General features: G+C 68.1%; 20 protein-coding genes. 5 read left to right on the forward strand and 15 right to left on the reverse strand.

Annotated features, from left to right (window positions below; translation table 11 throughout):
* The first annotated feature begins 5 nt into the window (after window positions 1–5).
* Window positions 6–1,061 (forward strand): tRNA 2-selenouridine(34) synthase MnmH, encoded by a 1,056-nt coding sequence (mnmH, locus tag I7X43_RS04155; RefSeq protein ID WP_198099620.1) that lies wholly within the window; start codon window positions 6–8, stop codon window positions 1,059–1,061.
* Here the strand turns inward: mnmH and I7X43_RS04160 are convergent.
* From I7X43_RS04160 to I7X43_RS04180, 5 genes are all read right to left on the reverse strand, one after another.
* On the reverse strand, window positions 1,042–2,574 hold the full coding sequence (locus I7X43_RS04160; RefSeq protein ID WP_198099621.1) for a methyl-accepting chemotaxis protein: 1,533 nt from the start codon (window positions 2,572–2,574) through the stop codon (window positions 1,042–1,044). The genes mnmH and I7X43_RS04160 overlap by 20 nt on opposite strands.
* A gap of 106 nt (window positions 2,575–2,680) precedes the next feature.
* Window positions 2,681–3,268 carry a DUF5655 domain-containing protein gene (locus I7X43_RS04165; protein ID WP_198099622.1) on the reverse strand — a complete coding sequence of 196 codons (588 nt, stop codon included), beginning with the start codon at window positions 3,266–3,268 and terminating at the stop codon, window positions 2,681–2,683.
* 17 nt (window positions 3,269–3,285) lie between these two features.
* On the reverse strand, window positions 3,286–4,062 hold the full coding sequence (locus I7X43_RS04170) for a hypothetical protein (RefSeq protein WP_198099623.1): 777 nt from the start codon (window positions 4,060–4,062) through the stop codon (window positions 3,286–3,288).
* A 39-nt stretch (window positions 4,063–4,101) separates the two neighbouring features.
* Entirely contained in the window at window positions 4,102–4,497 is a 396-nt protein-coding gene (locus I7X43_RS04175) for a hypothetical protein (RefSeq protein ID WP_198099624.1), read from the reverse strand.
* A 19-nt stretch (window positions 4,498–4,516) separates the two neighbouring features.
* Window positions 4,517–5,113 (reverse strand): DUF2242 domain-containing protein, encoded by a 597-nt coding sequence (locus I7X43_RS04180; protein WP_198099625.1) that lies wholly within the window; start codon window positions 5,111–5,113, stop codon window positions 4,517–4,519.
* Window positions 5,114–5,177: 64 nt separating this feature from the next.
* Here I7X43_RS04180 and amrB point away from each other — a divergent pair, with 64 nt between their 5' ends.
* Both amrB and amrS read left to right on the forward strand, forming a co-directional pair.
* Window positions 5,178–6,554: an AmmeMemoRadiSam system protein B gene (amrB, locus tag I7X43_RS04185; RefSeq protein ID WP_198099626.1), complete on the forward strand. Its 1,377-nt coding sequence runs from the start codon at window positions 5,178–5,180 to the stop codon at window positions 6,552–6,554.
* Complete coding sequence (amrS, locus tag I7X43_RS04190; RefSeq protein ID WP_198099627.1) at window positions 6,551–7,627, forward strand: AmmeMemoRadiSam system radical SAM enzyme; 1,077 nt, start codon at window positions 6,551–6,553, stop codon at window positions 7,625–7,627. Before amrB ends, amrS begins: the two co-directional genes overlap by 4 nt.
* Here amrS and I7X43_RS04195 read toward each other — a convergent pair.
* From I7X43_RS04195 to ccmA, 10 genes are all read right to left on the reverse strand, one after another.
* A complete protein-coding gene (locus I7X43_RS04195; RefSeq protein ID WP_246480117.1) occupies window positions 7,624–8,784 on the reverse strand; it encodes a TIGR04552 family protein in 1,161 nt (386 codons plus the stop codon). The two genes, amrS and I7X43_RS04195, sit on opposite strands and share 4 nt — an antisense overlap.
* Before the next feature lie 129 nt (window positions 8,785–8,913).
* A complete protein-coding gene (locus tag I7X43_RS04200) occupies window positions 8,914–9,606 on the reverse strand; it encodes a tetratricopeptide repeat protein (RefSeq protein WP_198099628.1) in 693 nt (230 codons plus the stop codon).
* Complete coding sequence (locus I7X43_RS04205) at window positions 9,587–10,063, reverse strand: cytochrome c-type biogenesis protein (RefSeq protein ID WP_198099629.1); 477 nt, start codon at window positions 10,061–10,063, stop codon at window positions 9,587–9,589. Before I7X43_RS04205 ends, I7X43_RS04200 begins: the two co-directional genes overlap by 20 nt.
* Complete coding sequence (locus I7X43_RS04210) at window positions 10,063–10,587, reverse strand: DsbE family thiol:disulfide interchange protein (protein WP_198099630.1); 525 nt, start codon at window positions 10,585–10,587, stop codon at window positions 10,063–10,065. Before I7X43_RS04210 ends, I7X43_RS04205 begins: the two co-directional genes overlap by 1 nt.
* On the reverse strand, window positions 10,584–12,521 hold the full coding sequence (locus tag I7X43_RS04215) for a heme lyase CcmF/NrfE family subunit (protein WP_198099631.1): 1,938 nt from the start codon (window positions 12,519–12,521) through the stop codon (window positions 10,584–10,586). The genes I7X43_RS04210 and I7X43_RS04215 overlap by 4 nt, the downstream gene beginning before the upstream one ends.
* Window positions 12,518–12,985, reverse strand: coding sequence for a cytochrome c maturation protein CcmE (ccmE, locus tag I7X43_RS04220; protein WP_198099632.1), 468 nt, complete (start codon window positions 12,983–12,985; stop codon window positions 12,518–12,520). Before ccmE ends, I7X43_RS04215 begins: the two co-directional genes overlap by 4 nt.
* A complete protein-coding gene (ccmD, locus tag I7X43_RS04225) occupies window positions 12,982–13,170 on the reverse strand; it encodes a heme exporter protein CcmD (RefSeq protein ID WP_198099633.1) in 189 nt (62 codons plus the stop codon). The genes ccmE and ccmD overlap by 4 nt, the downstream gene beginning before the upstream one ends.
* Complete coding sequence (ccmC, locus tag I7X43_RS04230) at window positions 13,167–13,925, reverse strand: heme ABC transporter permease CcmC (RefSeq protein WP_198099634.1); 759 nt, start codon at window positions 13,923–13,925, stop codon at window positions 13,167–13,169. Before ccmC ends, ccmD begins: the two co-directional genes overlap by 4 nt.
* Entirely contained in the window at window positions 13,922–14,590 is a 669-nt protein-coding gene (gene ccmB / locus I7X43_RS04235; RefSeq protein ID WP_310737511.1) for a heme exporter protein CcmB, read from the reverse strand. The genes ccmC and ccmB overlap by 4 nt, the downstream gene beginning before the upstream one ends.
* Window positions 14,587–15,207, reverse strand: a complete 621-nt coding sequence (gene ccmA, locus I7X43_RS04240; RefSeq protein WP_198099635.1) for a heme ABC exporter ATP-binding protein CcmA — start codon at window positions 15,205–15,207, stop codon at window positions 14,587–14,589. Before ccmA ends, ccmB begins: the two co-directional genes overlap by 4 nt.
* Before the next feature lie 138 nt (window positions 15,208–15,345).
* Here ccmA and I7X43_RS04245 point away from each other — a divergent pair, with 138 nt between their 5' ends.
* Window positions 15,346–17,241, forward strand: coding sequence for a type IV pili methyl-accepting chemotaxis transducer N-terminal domain-containing protein (locus I7X43_RS04245; protein ID WP_310737512.1), 1,896 nt, complete (start codon window positions 15,346–15,348; stop codon window positions 17,239–17,241).
* Between the two features lie 19 nt (window positions 17,242–17,260).
* Window positions 17,261–17,911 (forward strand): response regulator, encoded by a 651-nt coding sequence (locus I7X43_RS04250; RefSeq protein ID WP_198099636.1) that lies wholly within the window; start codon window positions 17,261–17,263, stop codon window positions 17,909–17,911.
* The last annotated feature ends 102 nt before the right edge of the window (window positions 17,912–18,013 follow it).

An 18,013-nucleotide genomic window follows, 5' to 3' on the forward strand; every position in this document is an offset into this window, starting at 1 on the left:
GCCCCATGCAGCCCACCCGCCACCCTCCCGGCATCCGCCCCTTCGTCGACTACGCCCGCATCATCGATGCGCGCACGCCGGGCGAGTTTGCTGAAGACCATGTGCCGGGGGCCACCAACCTGCCCATCGTGAGCCAGGCGGAGTTTGCCGAGGTGGGCACCTTGCACCGAACGGACCCCCACCGGGCCTATGTGGTGGGCGCGCAATATGCCCTTCGCAACGTGGCGCGGCACATCGGCGAGGTGATGGCTCACCATTCGCCGAAGGATCGCCTGCTCGTCTATTGTTTCCGCGGCGGGAAGCGCAGCCGCGCCTGGGCGGAGCCGCTGCGCAACATTGGGTTTGCCGTCGATGTGCTGCCCGGCGGGTGGAAGGCGTATCGGGCCTGGGTGCGCGAGTCGCTGACTCACTGGCCGGGGCGCTTTCACTGGCGGGTGCTGGGCGGCAGTACCGCCAGTGGCAAGACGCGGTTACTGCAGGCGCTGCGCGCGCAAGGGGCCCAGGTCTTGGACTTGGAGGGTTTGGCTCAGCACCGCGGCTCGCTGCTCGGGGCGCTACCGGGGCAGCCTCAGCCGACGCAAAAGACCTTTGATTCCGAATTGCTCCGCTCCCTGTTGGCGTTCGACCCCGCGCGACCGGTGTGGGTGGAGGCTGAGAGCAAGAAGATTGGCAACGTTCAGCTGCCTTCAGCCTTGCATGACGCCCTGCGCGCCGCGCCCACGTGGCAGGTGCAGGCCCCGCCCGAAGCCCGCGTGCAGGTGTGCCGTGAGGACTACGCGCACTTCGCTGCGGACCCTTTGGCGCTGGTGCAGCGGCTGGAGCCCCTGAAACCCTTGGTCGGCGGCGAAACCCTGGCGCTCTGGCGCTCGCTGGCCGAGACGGGCCAGAGCGAGGCTCTCTTTGCCAGCGTGATGGAGCGCCACTACGACCCTTGCTACGCGCGCTCCATGCGGCGCGACCAGGGGTCGACGGTGCTTTGTTTGGCGGGGGTGGATGCGGCCAGCTTGCAGGCCGCCGCGGTCTCGCTGCTGACCGCTGAATTTACAGCCGGAACAACCTGAGCGAACCGCTGACCTCGTCGACCTGCGACTGCAGCGCCTGCGCCGAGGCGGCGATCTCTTCGACCATCGCGGTGTTTTGCTGGGTGATGCCATCCAGCTGCGCCACGGCGCTGTGAATTTGGCCGATGCCGCCCTCTTGCTCCAACGCTGCAGTTCGGATGTCGCCCAAGAGGGCTTTGAGGGCCCGCACGGCGCTGAGCACTTCCTCCATGCGATCGCGGGCATCCTGCGTGCGCGAGGTTCCGGCTTCCACGCACTCCACCGAGGCGTTGATGTGGCTGCGGATTTCCCGCGCGGCGGCGGTGGTGCGCTGCGCCAACGCCCGCACTTCGGCGGCCACCACGGCAAAGCCGCGGCCGGCTTCGCCCGCCCGGGCGGCCTCAACGGCAGCGTTCAGGGCCAGGATGTTGGTTTGGAAGGCCACGCCCTCGACCACTTGAATGATGTCGGCGATGCGCTTGGAGGTCTGGTTGATTTGGGCCACGGACTCCACCACGGCGTGCACCGCGTGGTCGCTGCGCTCGGCGAGCAGCGCGGTCTGGTCGGCGCGCTGGGCCCCGGCTTCCGCAGTCGTGGCGGTTTCGTGCACGCGGGCTTGGATGTGCTCGACCGAGGCTGTGGTTTGCGCCAAGCTGCCGGCCTGCGACTCGGTGCGTGCGGACAGGTCCAGGTTGCCGCTGGCAATTTCTTGGGCCGCCTGCTGCACCTGGTCGATGCCCGCCCGCGTGTCCATCACGACGGCACGCACGTTGGCCGACACGCGGCGCAGCGCGAGTTGGATTTCAAAGGCGGGGCTGTCGGCACTCACCGCCACTTTGTAGGAGAGGTCACCGGCGGCGATGCGGTCGGCGTCCCGTGCCACCTGGGCAATGGGGCCCAGCAAGCGGCGTTGCAGCAGCCAGGTGCTGATGCCCAGACCACCCAGCAAGGCAACGGCCGTGGGCCACGCCAGCACGCCCCAGGTTTGGGCCGCACTCAGGGCAGGAAAAAACGCCAGCGATTGCAAGGCCAGCAACCGGCCCACGGGACCAGGGCGCAGCAAGCGTCCCAAACGGCCCAGCGCATCCGTGCGCAGAATTTCGCCATCCACCAAGGCCAGGTGACCGACGCCCTGGCGCATCTGCGCATAGAGCGGCTCGGCGTGCTGCACGGACTCGCGGCTGGGTTCGGTGGCCACCGCCAAATAGCCGGTGATGCGCTCGCCCTCGCGCATGGGCGTCGCATTCAGCCGGATCCACACATGGTCGCCGTTGGCCCGTCGGTTCTTAACGATGCCGCTCCAAGGCTTGCCACTTTTCAAGGTGTGCCACAGGTCTGCAAACGCCTGGCTGGGCATGTCCGGGTGGCGCAAAACGGCATGGGTCTGGCCGATCAGATCGTTCCGGGCGTGGCCACTGAGTTGCACAAAGGCCGCGTTCGCATAGGTGATGCGCCCTTCCGGATTGGTCACCGACACCAGGGTGTGGCCACGCGGGTACGGGGCTTCGCGGCCGGTGACGGAATGGGGGGGCATGCACAAACTCCAGGAGCAACAACGCAGACGGACGACCGGGGGCGTCCACGGCCAGCGCCAGAGCATAGCCAGCGATCCGGGAGTGGAGGCTCCGGATCGCCCCCGATCAGGCGGCGGCGTCGAACGCCGCGCGAATCCATGCCAACAAGTTGGCATCCACCTCATCGACGTGGCGGATGCGGGTGGTCGCCTGGCACATGCCGCCCGGGGGCAACGCCTTGAGCCGAGGATGTTCGGGCAGGGTCTTGCAGTTCAGACCGATCTCCACCTCGCTGACGGTGGCGGGGCCCACCATGGCGAACTGTTTGCTGCGGCGCAGGCTGAGATACGCCTTCTTGGGTGCCACTTCAAATGGACCCAGGGTTTGAATCTGGGCCATCACCGCGTCGTGCAAGGGGCGCAGGGCCGCTTTTTTGCCGCTGTACAGGGCGTCCAGCGGATCGTCCGCGACCGTCTCGGGCGCCGACGTCGGCGCCCCCTCCAGGCCGGCCGGGACCGGCTTGCCCTGCAGCGTGACCACGGTATTGGCATCGCCATAGCCCAGGCTGAAGCGCTCCATCAGCCACGCGCGCTTTTCGCTGTGCTTGGCCAGGCCGCAGCCCTGCAACTGCTGATGCAACTGGGCGAGGCTGTGGCCGGTCTTGGTCTGGATGTTCTTCAGTTGCGTGAGCAAGGCTGCTGTGGGGTCCGCCATGGGGGTCTCCGGGACGATTACATGCAACTGGGCACGGTGCGGGGAGCACGGGCGGCTTCGCACAAGGACCGCCAGAACTGACGCAGCCACTCCGGATGCTGCTGGGCCAAAGCAGGGCTGGCGGGCGCGAAAAAGTGCACCGTTGCCAGCATGGGCTGCAGGGCCACCAGGGCCGGGGGTTCCGCCAGACTCTGGGGGTTGAAGCTGACGGTGGGCAGCACGGCCACATCCACCTGGCCGCGGCGCAACTTGACGATGCTGCCGGCATGGCTGAGCGCCAAGTCCAGGGGCCACCCCGCCGCACGGGCCAAGGGCTCTTCCACGCCGCCCCCCACCACGCCCACTTTGAGGCCGGGCGGCATCAACTGCCTGCCATCCCACTGAACGCCCTGCCGGCGGTCTTCCCGCACGTACAGGGCCAGCTCTGACGTGCCCAAGGCCAGTTGGGTGTCCAGGTGGCCATCCGGACGATGGGGAAACGCCAGCACGCCGCCCCGATCCGGTGTGTGGGCCAAAAACAGCGTGAGTTGGTTGACGTCGGCCGCGGTGTCGGTGATCAACCGACGTTGGGGAACACGCACGAACTCGGCCGCGCAGCCCACCCGTTGCAAGGCTTGGCGCGTCCAGAGTACGAAGCTACCCGGTGGGTCTTGAAAGCGCGCCCCTTCACCCATCAACATGGGCGGCAAGGGCTTGTCGAGAAAGGCGATGCGCAGGGGTTGTGGGCAGGGCGCGGCCCAGGCTGCACCGCTCAGGCTCAGCATCAACGCGGCAATGATCGGGGCGCGGCGCATGGCTTGAGCATAGGGCCAAAGCGCCCCGCCGTGCGACCGTCAGTCTTTGTCGCGTCCCTTACCGTGGCCTTTGCCGTGCCCTTTGCCGTGGCCCTTCTCCGGCTCGTGGCCGCCCTGCCCACCGACGACATGCTTTTGGTACCAGGCTTCCTCGACGAAGTACACCGGCACGCCGCAGGCGTTGTAGCGGTGGCAGTGCTTGCCCCAGTTTTTTTGGTGGCCGGGGGGCACCCAGAGGTACACCGGATCAACCCGGTGCTTGATGGGTTGAATGATGACCGGTGCGGACTGCATCAGCACGGGCTGCGGAAAACGCCCAATGTCAATGCGGCCGTAGACGCCGGGTTGGGCGATGGAGATGGACACCCCAACGTCCACCGCCAGAGCGGTCAAGGCGGTGGCCGTCAAGGCGCTGAAGGCGACAAGGCGTTTCATAGGAAGCTCCAGGGAATGATCAGGGCTGAACGGCTGAGGCCGGGGTTCCGGTTGACGCTGCCGCTTCGGGTCGCAGGGCCCGCTCTTCAGCTTGCATGCGCACCAAGCTGCGAACCAACATGAAGAAACGGTCGTAGAAATTGCCCGCGGGAATGGTTTCACTGGCCACTTTGACCAGTGAATCTCCACTGGCACCCAGGGGCACGGATATGGAGCCGATGGCGCTGACCCCAATCGACGCAGCCGATTGGTTCTTCTTCAAGGTGTAGCGGTCCTGCTGGGCGCTGACGAACAGGGTGGCCGTGCGCTCATCTTCCTTCGCGCAGACGATGTGGAAGCTGATCTCCACGTGCACTTCCCCTTCGGGCTGAAAGCGCTTGGCGCCCTGCACTTCCTTGGTGTCGGAGCGCGCGATGACATAGCCTTGGCTGAGCAGCGCCCGCCGTGCCGCTTCACAAGCTTCCGCCTGCGGAGCGTCGATGAGGCGGGAGAACTTCTCGTCCGCCTGAAAGGTCTCTTGGGTGTACACCGGGGCTTCCGGCTTGCTGCCCACCAGGGGCAGGCTGGCGGGGGTGCAGGCGCTCATCAGCACCAGCAGGGGGAACACGGCTCGCATGGGGGCCGATTGTGCCGCCCACGACGGGGCCCTGGATTCGGCCCCACCGCCTATGCTTCTGGGCATGAGCCCAGACCTCCGCCCCACCGCCGTGGCCGGCCGCTTCTACCCCGCGCAAGCGGCCGCGCTGCGCCATACCCTGGACGAACTGTTCGCGGCCGTGCCAAAGCCGCCCGTGCCGGTGCGCGCGCCCAAGATCCTCGTCGTGCCCCATGCGGGCTACATCTACTCGGGCCCGACCGCCGCCCAGGGCTACGCCAGCCTGGGCGAAGCCGCGAGCCGGATTCGGCGCGTGCTGCTGCTGGGGCCGGCGCACCGCGTGGCGCTCACGGGCATTGCCTGGCCCAGTGTGGCCGCCTTTGACTCCCCTCTGGGCGCCATCGCCATCGACCAGGCCGCGATTGCGGCCCTGCGGGACCTTCCTTTTGCGGGGGCCAGCGATGCCGCCCATGCCCAAGAGCATGCGCTGGAGGTGCAGTTGCCCTTTTTGCAGCGCGTGCTGCCGGCCGGCTTCACCCTGCTGCCCTTGGTGGTGGGGCGCGTCAGCCCGCAGCAGGTGGCCCAGCTGCTGGAGCGGCTGTGGGGCGGCGACGAAACCCTGATCGTCATCAGCACCGATCTCAGCCACTACCTGCCCTACGGCGAAGCGCAAGCCAAGGACCGCGACACGCTGGCGCAGGTGCTGCGCCTGGACCCCGCGCTCACCCACGATCAAGCCTGCGGGGCCACGCCGCTCGCGGGGGCCTTGGTGGCGGCGCGCGCGCATGGCCTGCAGCCGCGCCTGATCGACGCCCGCACCAGCGGCGACACCGCGGGCGACAAGGACCGGGTGGTGGGCTACGCCGCGCTGGTGCTGGAGCCGGCCTCCGTCCCGCCAGCGATGACCGACGACCTGCAGGCCTTGGGTCGTGCCCTGCTCACGCAGGCCCGTCACCAGATTGCGCGTGCCCTGGGCCAGCCCAGCGCGCCGCCCACCGATCACCCGGCGCTCGCCCAGCCCGGCGCCGTCTTTGTGACGCTGACCCGCCAGGGGCGTCTGCGCGGGTGCATCGGCTCGCTCGTGGCCACAAGGGCCCTGGGCGAGGACGTGCGCCAGCACGCGCGCAATGCTGCGTTTAAAGACCCGCGCTTCCCGCCGCTCACGGCGGCCGAGTGGCCGGACACCGAGGTTGAGATTTCCCTCTTGGCGCCGCCCGAGCCCTTCCCCGTCGCGGACGAAGCCGACGCCTGCGCCCGCCTCCAACCCGGGGTGGATGGGGTGATCCTGAGCTGGGGCCCGCACCGGTCCACCTTCCTGCCCCAGGTGTGGGAGCAGATCCCCAACCCGCGCGAGTTCTTGGCTGCGCTCAAACGCAAGGCGGGATTGGCGCCGGACTTTTGGGCCCCCGACCTGCAGTTGCAGCGCTACCGTGTGCGCAAGTTCGTGGCCGCGAAGTCATGACCCACGCGGCACAGTGGTGGCACCGGCTGGACGACGGCCGCATCCAGTGCGACCTCTGCCCGCGCGACTGCAAGCTGCACGAGGGCCAGCGCGGCCTGTGCTTTGTGCGCCAGCGGGAGCACGACGCCCTGGTGCTCACGACCTATGGGCGCAGCTCGGGCTTTTGCATTGACCCCATCGAGAAGAAACCGCTGAACCATTTCCACCCCGGCACGCCGGTGTTCAGCTTTGGCACCGCGGGCTGCAACCTGGCCTGCAAGTTCTGCCAGAACTGGGACATCAGCAAGAGCCGCGAGATGGACCGGCTGATGGACCAAGCCAGCCCGGCGCAACTGGCCCAGGCTGCACGCCAAACGGGTTGCACCAGCGTGGCCTTCACCTACAACGACCCGGTGATCTTTGCCGAGTACGCGCTGGACTGCGCGGCCGCCTGCCATGAGCTCGGCCTCAAGACCGTGGCGGTGACCGCGGGCTACATCCATGCCGAGCCGCGGCGGGCCTTTTTTGCGGGCATGGATGCCGCCAATGTCGACCTCAAGGGCTTCACCGAGGCCTTCTACTTTCAGCAAACCGGCGCCCACCTCGCGCCTGTGTTGGAGACCCTGGAATTCATCGTTCACGAGACGCGCTGTTGGCTGGAGATCACCACCCTGCTCATCCCGGGCCTGAACGACAGTGACGCCGAACTGACGGCCCTAAGCCGTTGGCTGCACGAGCACCTGGGCCCCGACGTGCCACTGCACTTCAGCGCCTTCCATCCTGACTTCAAGCTGCGCGACCGCCCAGCGACCCCGCCCGAAACCCTGACCCGTGCCCGCCGCATCGCCCTGGATGCTGGCCTGCGCTACGTCTACACCGGCAACGTGCACGATCCAGCCGGTGGCAGCACGCTGTGCCCGGGCTGCGGCACGGCGGTGGTGGTGCGCGACTGGTACCGCCTGCTGCGCTACGAGCTCACGGAGTCCGGTGCCTGCCGCCACTGCGGCACCGTCCTGGCCGGCCGTTGGGGGGCGCAAGCCGGGACTTTCGGGCCGCGGCGGATTCCCGTGCGCCTGAGCGCGCGTTCGCCCTAGCCCCGCTCCGCCTGCACCCGCACCCAGCGCTCGAACTCCGGCCCGAACACACGGGCGCGGGCGGTTTCGATCTGGCGTTGCTTGTAGGCCTCGTGGCTGGCCGGGCCCTTGAGGCTGCGGTCGTGGCTGGCGGCGTCCATGAGTTGGACTTCGTAGGCAAAAAAGAAGCTCACGCCTTCGTCGCCCACGCTGGCCTCACCCGGCAGCGGCGTGATGGCGTTGGCGGGCAGGTGGATCATCTTGCGCACCGTGACCTGCAGGCTGTTGAAGCCGCTGCCGCTGTGCGGGTTCTCCGTGCGGTGCTGTTCGTGGGCGGTGGCCAGCAGCTCGGCCTCCATGCGGTCGATGACCTCGCGCGGGTAGCCGGGCGCGCGGTCGAGCAGGGCCTTGTAGCGGGTGAACACGGCCTTGGCGGCGGGCAGGTCGAGCAAGGTGTTGCGCGTGCGGCTGGCTTCCAGGTTGATGACCGAGACGATGTGGGCACGCCGCAGCAGCTCCAGGGCCAGCAGGCATTCGATGCGGGTGGCCAGGGTCAGGCGCACGCCCAGGTGGTCGTGAATGTCGGCTGCCACGTACTCCGGTTTTTGCAGGAGTTTGAGCAGGATGCTGTGCCGGCCCTTGTTGCGTTTGCGGTCCAGGTGCACCAAGGGCAGCCACAGCAGGCCATCGGTCAAATACGCCTGGTCGCCCTCGGTGCGGATCACCGCATCCAAGCCCTCAAACACCTGCTGCCGGATGGCGGCAAAGTGGCGCAGCTTGAGGTTGTTGTCGATGTAAAAGAGGCCGTGCATGACCTTGAGCAGCGCACAGGCCCAGAGCCGTTCGGGGTTGAAGCAGTGGGTGCGCTGGGAGGCCAGGAGCAGCAGGTCCAGCGGGTCCTCGGGGTGGGCGACCGCGGCGGGCACCAGCACCTGCTGCTCGGGGGTGAGAAAGGTCCCTTGCACAAAGGCCAGGGCCTCTTGCTGGATGCGCTGAACGTAGTCCCGTACCCCGCCTTGGCTCAAGTCGTAGCCGTACTCGCGGGCAAATTGCTCGGCGTCGGTTCGGTTGCGCAAGGCCAGGGCGCCCAGGTCAATCGCGGACTGCCCGTTGGCAATGCCATCCAGGTAAGTCCAGTTCAGTGAAAACCGGCGGTCAGTGAGCAGCGGAGAGCGCAAGGCGGCGAAGTCTTCAAGCCCGAGGGCGAGGCAGCCAGCATAGTCCTGGCCCAGGGGGGAAAGCCAGCGGATCGGCCGGGGCTCAGGGCAAGCCCTGAGGGCCGGCAGGGGGCGGTGACAGCGCGCCGCTCAGCGGGCGGCGGGCAGGGCCGCCAAACCTTCTTCGGCCGAGCGCCGCAAGGGGTGATCGACTGGGGTGTTGGCGAGCAGCGTCTGCCAGCGCTGGCGGGCGGCCTCGGGGTCGTTGGCCTGGACCGCGCGGCTGGCATCCAGCGCCAAGGCCTTGGGATGGGTGGGCTCGAGCTGCAGGGCCCGGGCCAGCAAAGTGGCCGGCTCACCAGCCAATTGCCCGCCCGCCGTGGTGGCCAGCACGTCTGCCAGGTCTGCCAGCCATGCGGCGCGCTCCGGCTCCAGCGCCAGGGCCTTGCGGTAGGCATCAATCGCCGGCTCGCTGCGCCCCAGCACGGCGTAGGAGCGCCCCAGCATCGCCCAGCCGGCGGCGTTCTGCGGTTCAGCCGCCAAGCGCTGGGCCAGGCGCTGCACCATCTCTTCGGTGCGGTCGGGGGGCGCTGCGGTGCGCAGCGCGTCGGGGCGGCCCTTCCAGGCATACCCGGCCAGGGCCAGCAGCAGCGCCGCGCCGGCACACAGCAGCAGCAAGCGCGGGGCGGGCCGCGGCGGCTCGGGGGCCAGCACGCAGTCCAGGATCTGGCGCTCGACGGCGGCCAACTCGGCTTGAGCGGCTGCATCCGCATGGGCCGCGTGCGCGCGCAGCGCCAAGCCCTGGGCGCGCAGGCGTGAAAGTTCAGTCAGCGGCAGACGCATCGTCGGCTTCCGGGTCGGGTTCAAACGCGGTGTCAGGCTGGCGGGCGCGGCGGCGCAAAGCCAGGGCCAGGCCGCCCAAGGCGAGCGCCATCAAGAGCGCGGGCGCGGCCCAGAGCAGCGCGGTGCTGCCCTTGAGCGGTGGGTTGTAGAGCACGAAGTCGCCGTAGCGCTCGGTCATGTACTGCAGGATCTCCGCCTCGCTGCGCCCCTGTTCGAGCTGCAGGCGAACCTGCTGCTTCAGGTCCAGGGCCAGCGGGGCGTGTGAGTCCGCAATGGTTTGGTTCTGGCACACCAAGCAACGCAGCTGCGCGGCGAGCTGTTGGGTGCGGGCTTCCAGGGCCTCGGCGGACGCTGCTGGGGCCGAGGCGGTGCCCGAGGGCGGGGCCGCCAGGGCCGCCACGCCGACCACGGCAAACAGGGTGACCACGGCGGTCAGGCGAACGGGCAAGCGGCGCATCACGGCGTTCCGAGCAGGGGTTCGATCTTCTGGCGCAGCACCTCGGCGGTGAGCGGTCCCACGTGTTTGAAGCGAATCACCCCCTGGGCGTCCACCACAAAGGTTTCCGGCACGCCGTAGACCCCGAGGTCCAGCCCAGCGCGGCCTTTCGTATCGGCGCCGATGGCGGTGAACGGGTCCTTCCACTTCACCAGCCAGGCGCGTGCCTGGGCGGGGTCGTCCTTGTAGTTCAGGCCGACCAGGTTCAGCCCGGGGTGACGCCGCGCCAGGTCCACCAGAAGCGGGTGCTCTTCGATGCAGGGCCCGCACCAGCTGGCCCAGACGTTGAGCACCGTGACCCGGCCGCGCAGCGCCGCAGCGGTCAGCGCGGGCTGGCCTTCGTGCAGGGCCGGCAGTTCAAACGCGGGGACGGGTTTGCCGATCAGGGGCGAAGGAATCTCGCGCGGGTTGAGCTGCAACCCGCGGGCGAGAAAGACCGCCAACAAACCAAAGAGCAGCAAGGGAATCCAGGCCTTGGCCTTCATGCGCGCCTCCGTGTTTGGGTGGCAGCCAGCAGGCCGCCGAGGCCCATCAGCAGACAGCCGGCCCAGATCCAATCGATGTAGGGCTTGACGTAGACCCGCACGATCCAGGCCTTGCCGTCGTCGATGGGCTCACCCAGCGAGACGTACAGGTCGCGCAGCCAGCCCGCGTCAATCGCCGCCTCGGTCATGGGCATCTCCGAGCTGCGGTAGAGGCGCTTTTCGGGGCGCAGTTGGACCTCGTGCTGGCCGCCGCGGGTGACGCGCACCTCGCCTTGCACGCCGCTGTAATTGGGCCCTTCCAGGCGCTGCAAGCGACTCAGTTGAAACCGGTAGCCGGCGACCTCCACCGCCTCACCCACCTTCAAGGGCACATCCCGCTCGACCTGCAAGCTGCTGACCAGGGTGACGCCGATGATGAAGACGCCGATGCCGGCATGGGCCACCAACATGGCCAGCACCGAACGCGGCAGCCCTTGCCAGCGCCTGAAGAGGCTCTGGCCGTGCTGCGGGCGCAAGCGGCTGGCGAAGTCAAAGAGCGTGCCGCCGAGCACCCACCACGCCAGGGCCAGACCCGCCCAGGCGCTGGCGGACAAGTGGCCGGCACCGGTCAAGGCTCCGTGGCTGGCGGTCAGCGCCAAGGCCAGGGCCAGCACCCCTCGCAGTTGCCGCAGCAGGGCTCCGCTCTCGCCTTCCTTCCAGCGCACCAAGGGCCCCACGGCCATCAGCAGCAGCACCGGCGCCATCAGCGGCACAAAGACGGCGTTGAAGTACGGCGGGCCGACGGAAATCTTCTGGCCCGTGAGGGCGTCGAGCAAGAGCGGGTACAGCGTGCCCAGCAGCACCGCGCCGCAGGCGGCCAGCAGCATGACGTTGTTGGCCAGCAGCGTGGTCTCGCGGCTGAGCAGCGAGAACTTGGCGCCCAGGCCCACGCGGGCTGCGCGGGCGGCATAAAGGCTCAAGCTGCCACCCACCACCACCACCAAAAAGGCCAGGATGAAGAGGCCGCGGCGCGGGTCGGTGGCAAAGGCATGCACCGACGACAGCACGCCCGAGCGCACCAGGAAGGTGCCCAGCAGCGAGAGCGAAAACGCCACGATGGCCAGCAGCACGGTCCAGTTCTTGAAGGCTCCGCGCTTTTCGGTCACGGCCAGGGAATGCAGCAGCGCGGTGCCCGCCAGCCAGGGCATGAAGCTCGCGTTCTCCACCGGGTCCCAAAACCACCAGCCGCCCCAGCCCAGCTCGTAATACGCCCACCAGCTCCCAAGAGCAATGCCGATCGTGAGGCTGACCCAGGCGGCACTGGTCCAGGGGCGGGCAAAGCGGGCCCAGGCGGCGTTGAGCTCGTCCCCGAGCAGGGCGGCCACCGCAAAGGCAAAGGCCACGGCAAACCCCACGTAGCCCATGTAGAGCATGGGCGGGTGCAGCACCATGCCCGGGTCCTGCAGCAGGGGGTTGAGGTCGCGTCCCTCGTCCAAGCCCGGGAGCACCCGCTCGAAGGGGTTGGAAGACAGCAGCATGAAGAGCAAGAACCCCGCCGCCAGCAAGCCCATCACCCCCAGCACCCGCGCCCGCAGCGTGGCCGGCAGGTCATGCCCTTTGAATTCCACGGCCCGCATCCAGGCCACCAGCAGCATCACCCACAGCAGCAATGAGCCCTCATGCCCGCCCCACACCGCCGCCACGCGGTAAGGCAGCGGCAGCTCGGTGTTGCTGTGCTGGACGACGTAGGTGACCGAGAAATCGTGCTGCACAAAGGCCCAGGTCAGCGCACCGTACCCCAGGAGCACCGCCCAAAAAAGGGCGCGGTTGAGCGGGGCGGCCAAGGCCATCCAGTCCGCGCGTTGGCGCTGGGCGCCCGCCAGCGGCAGGCTGCCCAGCAGCAGCGCCAGTCCGAGCGCCACCCACAGCGCAAAGTGCCCGATCTCCGGAATCAACGCCCGCTCCCCAGGGTGTGGGTGGAGCGCTCGCGGGCTTGCTCCGCCTGCTTCAGCGCATCGGCGGCTTCGGGCGGCATGTAGTTCTCATCGTGCTTGGCCAGCACCTCGCGCGCGACGAACTGCCCGCCTTCGAGCTTGCCCTGGGCGACCACGCCCTTGCCCTCCTTGAACAAGTCGGGCAGCACGCCTTCGTAGCGCACCGGAACCTGGCTCACGTTGTCGGTGATGCGGAACACGACCCGCACGCCCTCGCGCTGCAGGCTGCCCACTTCCACCAAACCCCCGATGCGAAAGCTGCGGCCTTGCGGGGCTTCGTGCGCGGCCACCTGGCTGGGCGAGTAGAAGAACACCATGTTGCTCTGGAAGGCGTTGAACACCAGGGCGGCGATGGCGGCGACGCCCAGCACGATCAGCCCCAGCAGGGCCAGGCGTTTGTGACGGGGTTTGAGGGTGGAGGTCATGCTTGCGTCTCGTCGTTCAGCTCGTCGTCAAAGTCGTCGTGCAAGGCGGCCAAGGCGCGCCGGTGGCGCCCGCGCGCCAGCAGGGGTTCGATCACGAACACCGCAAGGCCCAGGCCGTAGGAGCCCCAGACGTACAGCCCGTAGCCCCCCATGTGGAAAAAGTCGGTGGCACTGCCCCAGTTCATGGTGTGTCCTCCTTCAGGGCCTGCACCCAAGCGGCGTCGCGCTCGCGCTCCAGCACCAGGGCGCGGGCGCGCGTCAGCACCACGGCAATGGCGTAGGCCCAGCACGCGAGGCTGGTGAGCAGCATCGCGCTGAGCATGGTTTCGGCCATCTTGGGCGCTGCGGTCAGGCTCACGCTGGCGCCTTGGTGCAGGGTGTTCCACCAGCGCACCGAGAAATAAATGATGGGCACGTTGACGGCACCCACCACCGCGAGCAACGCCCCGGCCGCGTCGGCACGCTGCACATCGTCGATGGCGTTCACCAGGGCCAGGTAGCCCAGGAAGAGAAAGAGCAGGATCAGCGACGAGGTCAACCGTGCATCCCACACCCACCAGGTGCCCCAGGTGGGCTGGCCCCACAAGGCCCCGGTGACCAAGGCCAGCACGGTGAGGCTGGCGCCGGTGGGGGCAATGGCCCGGGCCAGCATGGACGCCATGCGGGCCCGAAACGCCCAACCGATGCCGGCCCAAAATGCCATCACCAGGTAGAGCAGCATGGAGATCCACGCCGTGGGCACATGCAAGTAGATGATGCGGTACGACTCGCCTTGCGTGGCGTCGGTCGGTGCGACGAAAAAGCCCTGGTACAGGCCCCAGGTGCCGAAGATCAGCGCGGCAGCCCACAGCCACGGAATCAAGCGGCCCGACAGTGCGTAAAAGCGCACCGGCGCTGAGAAGGTAAACAGCCGCAGCGGCGAGGCGAGCAGGTCTTTCATGCGGTGGCAATGCGCAAGGCGGCCGCCGTGGCCGGCGGCGCACCAAGTAGGGTGGCAATGAACAGGGCGCCGAGCAGCGAAAAATGCCCCTCGACGGACAGCCCGGCTTCCCAGCTGCTGACGGCCCCGCTGCCGAAGATTAGCGCGGGGATCGTCAACGGCAACACGATCAGCAAGGTCAAAAGCCCCCCCGCCCGAAGCCCCAGGGTCAGGGCCGAGCCGAAAGCGCCCAGCAGACTCAGGATGGGTGTGCCCAACAGGAGACTGGCCAGCAGCACGGCCAGGCTGGCTGCGGGCAAGCCGAACATCAGCCCGAGCAGCGGGGCCGCCACCAGCAGGGGCAGGCCGTGGCTCAGCCAGTGGGCGGCGGCCTTGGCCAGGGCCAGGGCCCAGGCAGGTTCGCCGCACAGCAGCAGGTGGTCGAGCGAGCCGTCTTGCCAGTCGCCCGCCCACAGCGTGTTGAGCGACAGCAGCGTGGCCAGCAGCGCACCGACCCACAACACGCCCGGCGCGATGCGGCGCAGCGTCTCGGGCTCGGGCCCCACGCCCAGCGGAAACAGGCTGGCCGCGAGTACAAAGAAAACGACGGGCAGCAAGGCCTCGACCGGGCGACGGGCACTCAGGCGCAGATCCCGCAGCACCAGGGCGACCATGACACGGCTCACGGTGCGCCCCCGGCCAGGGCCTGCAAATCCCACGGGGCGCTGGGCAGGTTGGGGACCACCAGGTGACTGGTGTACAGGACCGCGCCCCCCTGGGCGCAGTGCTCGCGCATGCAGGTGACCAGGGCGGCCACGCCTTCGGTGTCCAGCGCGTCAAAGGGTTCGTCAAGCAGCCACAGGGCGGGTCGTGGCGAGGGCAGGGCCAGCCGGGCCAGCGCGGTGCGCCGCCTCTGCCCCTGGCTCAAGGTCCGCACGGGCCGGTGCTGCAGTCGACGCAGGCCAAACGCCGAGAGCGCGCCCTCGATCGCGGCCGGGGCTGGGGTCAAGCCCGCCAGGGCGGACGCCCAGCGCAGGCTCTCCCCCACGGTCAGGTCTTCCTTCAGGCCATTCGCATGCCCCAAGTACAGACGGGGCAGCCGGCACTCGAACGTGCCCTGCGCCGCTTGGCCCAGGCCCGCCAACACGCGCAGCAGCGTGGTTTTGCCGCTGCCATTGGTTCCGCGCAGCCACACGGCCGACCCGGTGGTCAGGCTCCGATCTTGCGCAGGAAAGAGCACCCGCCCGCCGCGCTGGCAACGCAGACCGCGCAAGACAAGGGCGACAGGGGTGGGCTCAAGCATGGTGGGGGGCAGTGTGCGGGACGCGACGGGCGGCGGGGTTGAACTGCGTCAAGCTCAGGTGCTGCGCGAACGCCGTTCAACGCGCTGCGCGACCAAAACTTGATTTTCAACAAGTCTTCACAATAGCGATCCTGCTGATTGCACCTGCACGCCGTGAACCACCCGGACCATGCCCCCATCGCGGGACGCCCCCTTTCCACCAAGCTGATGCTCATCGGCGTCAGTTTGCTGGTGATGGCCCTGGTGTCCATCGGCCTGACCCTGTGGGTGAGCTGGCAGCTCGAAGGCGGTGCGGCGGCCGTGAATGAAGCCGGCCGGTTGCGCATGCAGACCTGGCGTTTGGTGTACCTGGCCTCGCAGTCGGACACCGAGCGGGTGCAGCAGCAGCGGGCAGCTTTCAATGCCTCCTTGGCACTGCTGCGGCGCGGTGATCCGGCCCGTCCGCTGTTCATGCCGTCGGATGCCAAAACGCGGAGTGCGTTTGCGGAGGTGGAGGGCAGCTGGGCGCAACTGAACCGGGGGTGGGGGTCGGCACAGCCCCCGGAGTCGCTGGCTCAAGACGCCGAACGGCTGGTGACCGATGTGGACCGACTGGTCAGTGCCGTGGAAGCCAAGCTCAGTTTGTGGACGACGGTGCTGAGCCTGTTTCAGTTCGCCATCATGGCGCTGGCCATCGGCGGCGCCGTGGCCATGCTGTACGCCGGCCATCTGTTTGTGTTCAATCCCTTGAAGCGGCTGCACAGCGCCCTGGCCCGCATGGAGTCGGGGGACTGGGAGGTGCAAGTCCACATCGACACGCAGGACGAGTTTGGGAGCCTGGGGCGCGGCTTCAATGCCATGGCGCGGACGCTGAAGGGCTTTTACCGTGATTTGGAAGCCAAGGTGGAAGCGAAGACACAAGACCTGCGCGCCGAACAGCAGCGACTGAGCCTGCTGTATGACGCCAGCGAATTTGCCGGACGCACGCAAAACCTGGAAGAACTGGCGCAAGGCTTTGTCCAGCAATTCCGCCGGGCCCTGCACGCCGATGCCGCCGTGCTGCGCTGGACGGACAGCGGCCGTCAGCGGTTCTTGCTGCTTGCGGCTGAAGGCTTGCCGGAAGACATGAGCGATGAGGAGCGATGCCTGCGTGCCGGCGACTGCCACTGCGGCAGCGAAGAGAGCCAACGATTCACGCGCGTGATTCCCATCCATGCGGGAACCCAGCCCAGCGCTTGTGAACGCAACGGGTTTGTGGCGTTGGTCACGGTACCGGTGCGGGCGCATGAGCAACTGTTGGGCGAGGTGGACCTGTTGTTCCGTCGCGCGGTTCGGTTGGATCATGAAGACCGGGCCTTGCTCGACAGTCTGGCGGCGCATTTGGCGACCGCCATGGAAGGCCTGCGGGCCCACGCGTTGGAGCGCGAGGCGGCGGTGGCCGAGGAGCGCAGCCACTTGGCCCGTGAACTGCACGACTCCATCGCCCAAAGCCTGGCTTTCTTGCGCATCCAAGCCCAAATGTTGAGCCAGGCCCAGCGCCAGGGCGATTGGCAGGCCGCCGCGGCGCCGTTGCAGGAGTTGGATGTTGGCCTCAAAGAGTGCACGGCCGATGTGCGCGAACTGCTGGTGCACTTCCGCACGCGGACCAACCAAGAGGACATCGTGCCGGCTTTGCGCACCACGCTGCAGAAATTCGAAAAACAGAGTGGCATGACCTCTCACCTGCAGGTGGAGGGCCATGGGTTGCCGCTCGATCCCGATGTGCAGGTGCAGGTGCTGCACGTGGTGCAAGAGGCGCTGTCGAATGTGCGCAAGCATGCCCAGGCTCGGGAGGTCTGGGTGGAGGTGCAGCAAGAACCGCAGTGGCGCTTTGAGGTGCGCGACGATGGCGAGGGCTTCGAGCACCTGCCCGGTGCCGATGACACCCACGTGGGCTTGCGCATCATGCGGGAGCGGGCCGCCCGCATTGGCGCGCGCGTCGAGGTGGCGTCGGTGCCGGGTCAAGGCACCTGTGTGGTGCTGTCCTTGCCCCGCGGTGAAGCAATCGCGGCCTGAGCGCGGCATGATGGCGGCCATGGACGCAAAGATTCGAGTTTTGGTGGTCGACGACCACACCCTGTTCCGCCGCGGGCTGACCGCTTTGCTCGGCAGTCAGCCCCAGCTGAGCATCGTGGGTGAAGCCGGGGATGCGAACGCAGCCGAGCGCTTGGCCGCTGAACTGCAACCGGACGTCATCTTGCTGGACAACCACCTGCCGGGCGTCAACGGCGTGCAGGCCATTCCCGCCTTGCGCGGCGTGGCCCCCAAAGCCCAGGTGCTGATGCTGACCATGAGCGAGGACGAAGCGGACTTGGCGGCGGCGTTGCGAGCCGGGGCTTGCGGCTATTTGCTCAAGACGGCCGACAACGCCGAGCTGACCGACGCCATCGAGCGCGCCAGCCGCGGCGTGTCCAGCTTCAGCCCCGAGATGGCGGGCAAGCTGGCCCAGGCCTTTCGCGCCGAACCCCTGCCCGAGCCTGCCCCGCCGCCGGACCCCATGGAGGGCCTGAGCCCGCGCGAGCGCGAGATCCTGGCGCTGATTGGTGAGGCCAAGAGCAACAAGGAAATCGCCCGCCAGTTGGGCATCGCCGAAACCACGGTCAAGATCCATGTGCAGCACCTGCTGCGCAAGCTGGGCCTGGAGTCGAGGGTGCAAGCGGCGGTGTGGGTGGCGAATCACCGGTGAGGGTTTTCTCTGCCCCCGGACTTTGAGGTCCAGGCACCGTTGACTTCGATCTAGCTTCCCCCATTTGACGGGCTGTCACGATGCGCTGACCGTGTCAGGATT

Source organism: Inhella gelatinilytica (genome assembly GCF_016093295.1).
Classification (GTDB): Bacteria; Pseudomonadota; Gammaproteobacteria; order Burkholderiales; family Burkholderiaceae_C; genus Inhella; species Inhella gelatinilytica.